Consider the following 6,028-nt stretch of genomic DNA (forward strand, 5'->3'; position numbering starts at 1 on the left):
ATCTCATGCCCAGATGTGATAATCCTTGCGTCGACCGTGGCGCCGCGCTGGCTTAGCAGCATCACCAGCGCCGGCGCGAAGGGACCGTAAGTGAGGTCGGCGGCGCCGGCGATCATCAGCACCTTTGTGCCGCCGAGATCCGTCGGCGGCGTCTCGGCCAACACCGGCATGGCCCGCAAAAGCGCGGCCCGCCGGACGAGACCGGAATGAAGCAGCATCAGGCTCGAGACCAGGTTGGCGCCGTTCGAATAGCCGAGGAAGGCTGCGCGGGAGAGATCGAGCCCGTGGCGCTTCGTCGCCTCGGCAACGAACGTCGCGAAGGCGTCCGTTTCCGTGCGGATGCTGGCCTGCTCGAAGCTGGTCGGCGTGATCCGCTCGAACCAGCGAAAGCCGTCCTCTTGTGGGATTCGACCGCGCGCGGCGACCAGTGCGGCATCCGGCGCAATCTGTTTCGCCAGCGGCACCAGCGTGGTTTCATCGACACCTGATCCGTGTAGCAGGAACAGGCATTCGCCGCTTGCCTCTGTTGGCTGTGTGAAGCGGTAAGGGAAGCTCAAGTCACGCAGGACGGCAGTTTTGCCGGTATATTCGGACACGCTTATATCCTTTTGATTTTATGATAGATTCGTTGATTTGCCGGCTTCAAAACGGAATATTTTCTTGCTCCGCGAAAGTTGATTGAACCAGGCTTACTTCAGACCGTTTCTGCGCCGATACACTCCGCCACGGGAGGAATCAAAGCGGTGCGCCGGGGGTCGCATTGCCCCAATGAACGACCAGCTTTGAGGCCTTTTGTCGATGACCATGCCAGTTTCGCCCGGACGCGATACGCGTATCGATGTGTTTCGCGCGCTCGCGCTGCTCACCATCTTCATCGATCATGTGCCCGGCACGATGTTCGAGACGCTGACCTACAAGAATTTCGGCTTCTCGGACGCGGCTGAAGCCTTCGTGCTGATCTCCGGCATGTCGGTCGCGCTCGCCTACGGCAGCAAATTCCAGTCCGGAGGCCGGCTGCTGGCGACGCTGAAGATGTGGCGGCGCGCCGGCGTCCTCTATGTTGCCCATATCGTCACGACCATGGCGGTGATGGCGCTGTTCTGCGCCGCCGCGGTGTTCGCCAGGCGGCCTGAGCTGTTGAAACTGATCAACATCGAGCCGCTGATGAAGAACACACCGGAAGTCCTGGTCGGCATCGTCACGCTCGGTCACCAGCTCGGCTACAACAACATCCTGCCGGTCTACGCGGTGCTGCTTTTGCTGGCGCCGGCCTTCCTGCTTTTGATCAGCTACCGGCCGGTGCCGGCGCTTGTTCTGTCGGGAGCCCTGTGGCTAGTCGTCGGCATCTGGCAGATCGCGCCGCCCAACTATCCGGAGCCCGGTTTCTGGTTCCTCAATCCGCTGTCCTGGCAGTTCCTGTTCAACATCGGCCTGGCCGCCATGCTGCATGTCAGGCGCGGCGGCGTGATTCCGGTCAATCGCTGGCTGCTCGGAGCCGCCGCCGCCTATGTACTGACGGCGCTCGTCTGGGTGCACAGTCCGCTCTGGGGCCGGATATCCTGGCTCGATCTGCCGGTGGTGCTGACCGGCTTCGACAAGACATTCCTGTCGCTGCCGAGGCTCCTGCACATATTGGCGGTGAGCTATCTCATCGTCGCGCTGCCGGCTGTCTCGAACCTGTTCCGCACCAGCCCCGACCATCCGCTCGCCATCCTCGGCAAGCGCTCGTTGCCTGTGTTCATCACCGGCACGGTTCTCGCCATGGTGGCGCAGGTGCTGAAGCTGATCAATCCGGGCGGCCTCGCCTATGACACCCTGCTGATATCGGCCGGCATCGCCATGCAGTTCGCGCTCGCGTTCTATCTCGAATGGCTGTCCGGCATCGGTTCATCGGGCAAGAAGCCGGCCCGCGGCGAGGTGCCAGCGCGTGCGTCTTTCGGCGTCCAGCCGATGGCGGCGGGGAATCGGTGAGGTCGGTCAGGGCCTCGCCGGTCCGGTCGATGCCCTGACGATTAGTTCGACACCGAGCATCTCGCGTCGCACTGAGCCGTCGAAATTGAGGATCATTCGCGCCGCCCGACGGCCGATCTCGGCGATCGGCTGGGCGATCGTGGTGAGCCGAGGGCTGCACAGCAGGCCGTCCGGAACGCCGTCGAAACCGATGACCGAGACATCCCCCGGGACATTCAGACCCCGCCCGGTCAGCCAGTCGACCGCGACCATGGCCATGCGGTCGGACATCGCCAGGATCGCTGTGGGCGGCTCGCCGCTGGCGAAGATGGCTTCGAGGCCGGCCCTGGTGGAGGCGGCCTCGTTTTCGGTCTCGTAGACCGGCACCTTGGTGGTGTCGATGCCGAAGCGGGAAAGCTCCTCGAAATAGCCGGCAAGTCGGTCGCGCGTTGCGGTGTAGAGCGCCGTCCCGAGCCGCCCGGGCGTCACAAGACCGGTGCTGCCGTCAACGAAAGGCAGCGACAGAACGGCGAAGCGGCGGTGCCCAAGTTCGCTGAGATGACGCGCGGCCAGCCTTGCGCCGGCGACGTTGTCGATACCGATCATCGAGATGGTGTCGTCATCGAAGCCGACTGCGAGCGCGACGAAGGGGAGCCTGCGTTCGCGCGTCAGCTCGACGAGGCGAGGGCCTCCCTCGATGCAGAACAGGATGAAGCCGTCGACCAGGGCACTCTGGATGTTCCAGGCGAGTTTTTCGTCATTTTGAGCCGATACCAACGCAATGCCGGCACCTGTGGCGTCGCATGCCTCGGAGATACCGGCCATCATCACGCGCGCGAAAGGGTCGTCGAAGAAATAGGAGAGGGGCTCGGTCGATGCGACGCCGATCGCATTGACCTTGCCGGCGCGCAGCAGCCGGCCTTTGGGGTCGGGTCCGGCATAGCCCATCGCCTCGGCCACCGCCTTGACCCGCTCGCGCACTTCCGCGCGCACGATCTCCGGGCGGCTGAAGACGTTGGAGGCCGTGCCATGCGAGACGCCGGCCGCCTTGGCGATATCGGCCAGCCGGATGGGGCGTGCCTGGCCTTCGATGAGTGATGCCATGTCTGTTCTCCCGGACCTCCCACGCCGCACTACATGGACGGGGATCGATCTCCGGTCCAATATCATTTTTCTTGGATCGATTCAAATTCCGCTTGACTCCCAGGTCGGATGGCCTATGTTTGAATCGATCCAAGTTGGCAATTCGGCCGATTGGAGCGAGTTTGGAAGGAGGGTGCGATGCATCCGGTCAACTTTCTGTTTGAGGACGTCTACCGCAACGATTGGGGCATTGCCTCGGCTGCGCTCAGCGAGAAGCGCCGCGGCAAGGCAAGTCCATGGAGGCGCGAGCCGCGCTTTATCGTGGATCGCAAGCGCGGCTGAGCGGTCGGTCTTTTTCACGTCGATCGATTGGATCGATTCAATTCAGAGGTACAAAGCTATGCATCCGATGAACCATCTGTTCGAGGATATCTATCGCAACTATTGGGGCATCTCTCCGGCGTCCGAGCGGCCGGAGCGGCGGCGCCTCACAGGGCCGGCCGTGCGCAGTCGCGAATGGCTGGCAAGGCGCGAGCGCCGGCAGGACTGAGCGCCGGTCTCAGGCGCGACGCAGGACGAGGGCCGAACCGGCGATCGCCAGCCAGCCTGCAATCAGGAGGGTGCCGCCGATCGGCGCCGACATCGGAAACAGCCGCGAACCCAGGAAGTCGCGGGCGAGAAGATCGCCGCAGAAAAGCACCAGCCCGAAAAGCAGGACCAGGCTTGCGATTCGCAGGGCGCGGTCGGCGCCGATCAGCCCGACGGCGAGGAAGACCGGCGCGTGCATGAGCAGGAAAGACGCCGCCGTGCCGACGAAGCCGCCGCCCAGATGCGCGGCCGCGGCCGACAGCGCCACGCCCGCCGCGCCGCAGAGGCCGCCGGCAAGAACGAAGATGCGGCTGCCTCCGCTAGCTGCTTGTTCAGTTGTGCCCATATGGGGGTGCCTCCTGCCATACGACCGATGTAGTGAAAGCGCGGATGGTGTCGCGAACTCAGCCGATGAAGTAGCGATAGCCGAGCCAGGCCGCCAGTGTGGCAGATGCGCCCCAGACGGAAGCGATGACGACTGCGGCTACCCGACTCACCGGGCGCTCTCCCGCAAGCGCGGCAGCGGCTCGATGTTCTGCCATGACCTCCGGTGGAATCATCTTCAGCACGGCCAGGATGCCGAGCGGCACAATGATTGCGTCATCGAGATATCCCAGCACCGGGATGAAGTCGGGAATCAAGTCTATTGGAGACAGGGCATAGCCGGCGACACATAGCGCCAGCACCTTCGCATACCAAGGCGTACGGGCATCACCGGCCGCGAGATAGATCGCGTGCACGTCTTGCTTGATCGTGCGCGCCCAGTCCTTCAGCTTGCCGTTCATCGGGTGGGTTTATCCGCAAAAGGCGAACGTGTCAGGAACTGCCGGCTTGCGCCAGTATGTTGCGCGTGCGCCGCGACTGGACAATCCAGTTGTAGGCCGCGCCGCCGGCCATCAGCAGCGATGTTCCCAGGAATACCGAGCGCATGCCGAAATGGCCTCCGGCAAAGCCGCCGAGCAGTGGCCCGGCCACCTGGCCGACATATTGCGCCGAGATTGACAGGCCCAGCACATTGCCGCCGACGCCGTCCGGCACGTTGTGGCGGATGACGCTGGTGATGCAGGGCAGGAGCCCGCCCAGCGCCAGACCCATCAGGAAGCGCAGACCGATCAACTGCCAGCCCTCTGTGACGAAGGCCTGTGGGATCAACAGCAGGGCCGAGATGGCAAGCGCGGCGATCACCACGTTCCAGTGGCCGATGCGGTCGGCGAGCTTGCCCAGCCACGAGGCCGACAGGATGGCGCCGAGCGCCGCCGCCGACATGACCACCCCGGCGACCAAGGTCACCCGGCTCTCGTCCTCGATCAGCTGCTGCACATAGACAGTGATGATCGGCTCGATCGACATGGTAGCGAAGGCGAGCAGCATGCCGGTCGCCAGCATGGCGACGACCGGGCGCTTGTCGGGGATCTGCGACCAGCCGCTTTTCGGCTTTGACGCAGCTCCAGTTTTGGCCGCCGCCGGGCGAGGGGTCTCCTTGATCAGGATGGTCGTCGCCAGGAAGGCGAGGAAGATGACGCCGCCCGACAGCAGGAAGGTGGCGCGGATGCCGATCACCGGCGGCAATGCGCCACCCAGCAGCGGCCCGACCAGGCCACCCGCCGTGATGCCGGCCGAGAGCACGCCCAGCGCCCAGCCGGAACGCTCCTTCGGTGTCTGCATGGCGACCAGGATGGTCGAGCCCGACGAATAGCCGCCGGCAAAGCCGATCAGCAGGCGCAGCAGAACCAGTTGCCAGACGGTTTCGACCATGCCGGTCAGCGACATGCAGATCGCCATGCCGAAACTGGCACGCACCAGCATCAGCTTGCGGCCGTAGCGGTCGCCCAGCCGTCCCCACAGCGGCGCCACAAGGGCGGCCGCGAAGAAGGTGGCACCGTAGGCGATGCCCGACCATTGCACGATCGCGGCATGGCCCTCGGCGCCCAACTGCTCGACATAGAGCGGCAGGAAGGGCAGCAGCAAGGTCATGGCGATGAGCGTGCTGAACGAGCCCGCGAAGCAGACGGCGAGATTGCGCCGCCAGTGGACGTTGTAGCCGCCCTGTTCGCTGCCGTTCTTGCTCATCTCATGCCCGTGCCATGGTGGGGTTGTTACGGATACCAATTTGGGATACCAAGCTGGTATCCGTCATGGACCTCAACCCTGCCGCTGTCAATGCGGCCATACGAACGGAACCGCCATGTCGCAGATGCAGAGCGTCGAACGGCAGCTTCGCGAGATGATCCTCGGTCTTGAGATCGGGCCCGGCGAGCGCCTGACCGAGCGCTGGATCGAGAGCCGCTTCGCCGCCTCGCGCACGCCGGTCAGGGCCGCGCTGCTGCGGCTGGAAACCGAAGGGCTGATCTGCCGCGACGGGCGCGGCTGGACGGTCTCGCCCATCAATCTGGCCGAACTCGAACAA

Annotated in this window: 9 protein-coding genes; 4 read left to right on the forward strand and 5 right to left on the reverse strand. The window is 64.3% G+C overall.

Annotated features, from left to right (window positions below):
• Positions 1 to 596: alpha/beta hydrolase (locus EN781_RS23145; RefSeq protein ID WP_145965587.1), on the reverse strand; the 596-nt coding region annotated here is incomplete at its 3' end.
• Positions 597 to 798: 202 nt separating this feature from the next.
• Between EN781_RS23145 and EN781_RS23150 the strand changes: the two genes are divergently transcribed.
• Complete coding sequence (locus EN781_RS23150; protein WP_126054964.1) at positions 799 to 1,971, forward strand: OpgC family protein; 1,173 nt, start codon at positions 799 to 801, stop codon at positions 1,969 to 1,971.
• A 6-nt stretch (positions 1,972 to 1,977) separates the two neighbouring features.
• Here the strand turns inward: EN781_RS23150 and EN781_RS23155 are convergent, their stop codons facing one another.
• Positions 1,978 to 3,054: a LacI family DNA-binding transcriptional regulator gene (locus EN781_RS23155; protein ID WP_126054963.1), complete on the reverse strand. Its 1,077-nt coding sequence runs from the start codon at positions 3,052 to 3,054 to the stop codon at positions 1,978 to 1,980.
• A 177-nt stretch (positions 3,055 to 3,231) separates the two neighbouring features.
• On the opposite strand from EN781_RS23155, the gene EN781_RS34455 reads away from it, so the two are divergent.
• Both EN781_RS34455 and EN781_RS34460 read left to right on the forward strand, forming a co-directional pair.
• Entirely contained in the window at positions 3,232 to 3,375 is a 144-nt protein-coding gene (locus EN781_RS34455; protein ID WP_189347756.1) for a hypothetical protein, read from the forward strand.
• 58 nt (positions 3,376 to 3,433) lie between these two features.
• Positions 3,434 to 3,583, forward strand: coding sequence for a hypothetical protein (locus EN781_RS34460; RefSeq protein ID WP_189363066.1), 150 nt, complete (start codon positions 3,434 to 3,436; stop codon positions 3,581 to 3,583).
• 9 nt (positions 3,584 to 3,592) lie between these two features.
• Here EN781_RS34460 and EN781_RS23160 read toward each other — a convergent pair whose 3' ends face one another.
• Genes EN781_RS23160 through EN781_RS23170 form a run of 3 tightly spaced genes read right to left on the reverse strand, consistent with a single transcriptional unit; the run spans position 3,593 to position 5,691 of the window.
• Positions 3,593 to 3,967 (reverse strand): DUF423 domain-containing protein, encoded by a 375-nt coding sequence (locus EN781_RS23160; protein WP_126054962.1) that lies wholly within the window; start codon positions 3,965 to 3,967, stop codon positions 3,593 to 3,595.
• Between the two features lie 58 nt (positions 3,968 to 4,025).
• Positions 4,026 to 4,406, reverse strand: coding sequence for a YkvA family protein (locus EN781_RS23165; RefSeq protein ID WP_126054961.1), 381 nt, complete (start codon positions 4,404 to 4,406; stop codon positions 4,026 to 4,028).
• Between the two features lie 31 nt (positions 4,407 to 4,437).
• Positions 4,438 to 5,691 carry an MFS transporter gene (locus tag EN781_RS23170; protein ID WP_127400364.1) on the reverse strand — a complete coding sequence of 418 codons (1,254 nt, stop codon included), beginning with the start codon at positions 5,689 to 5,691 and terminating at the stop codon, positions 4,438 to 4,440.
• Between the two features lie 115 nt (positions 5,692 to 5,806).
• Between EN781_RS23170 and EN781_RS23175 the strand changes: the two genes are divergently transcribed.
• The coding region (locus EN781_RS23175) for a GntR family transcriptional regulator (RefSeq protein WP_145965588.1) at positions 5,807 to 6,028 on the forward strand (222 nt) is incomplete at its 3' end.

Source organism: Mesorhizobium sp. M4A.F.Ca.ET.090.04.2.1 (assembly GCF_003999085.1).
GTDB lineage: Bacteria > Pseudomonadota > Alphaproteobacteria > Rhizobiales > Rhizobiaceae > Mesorhizobium.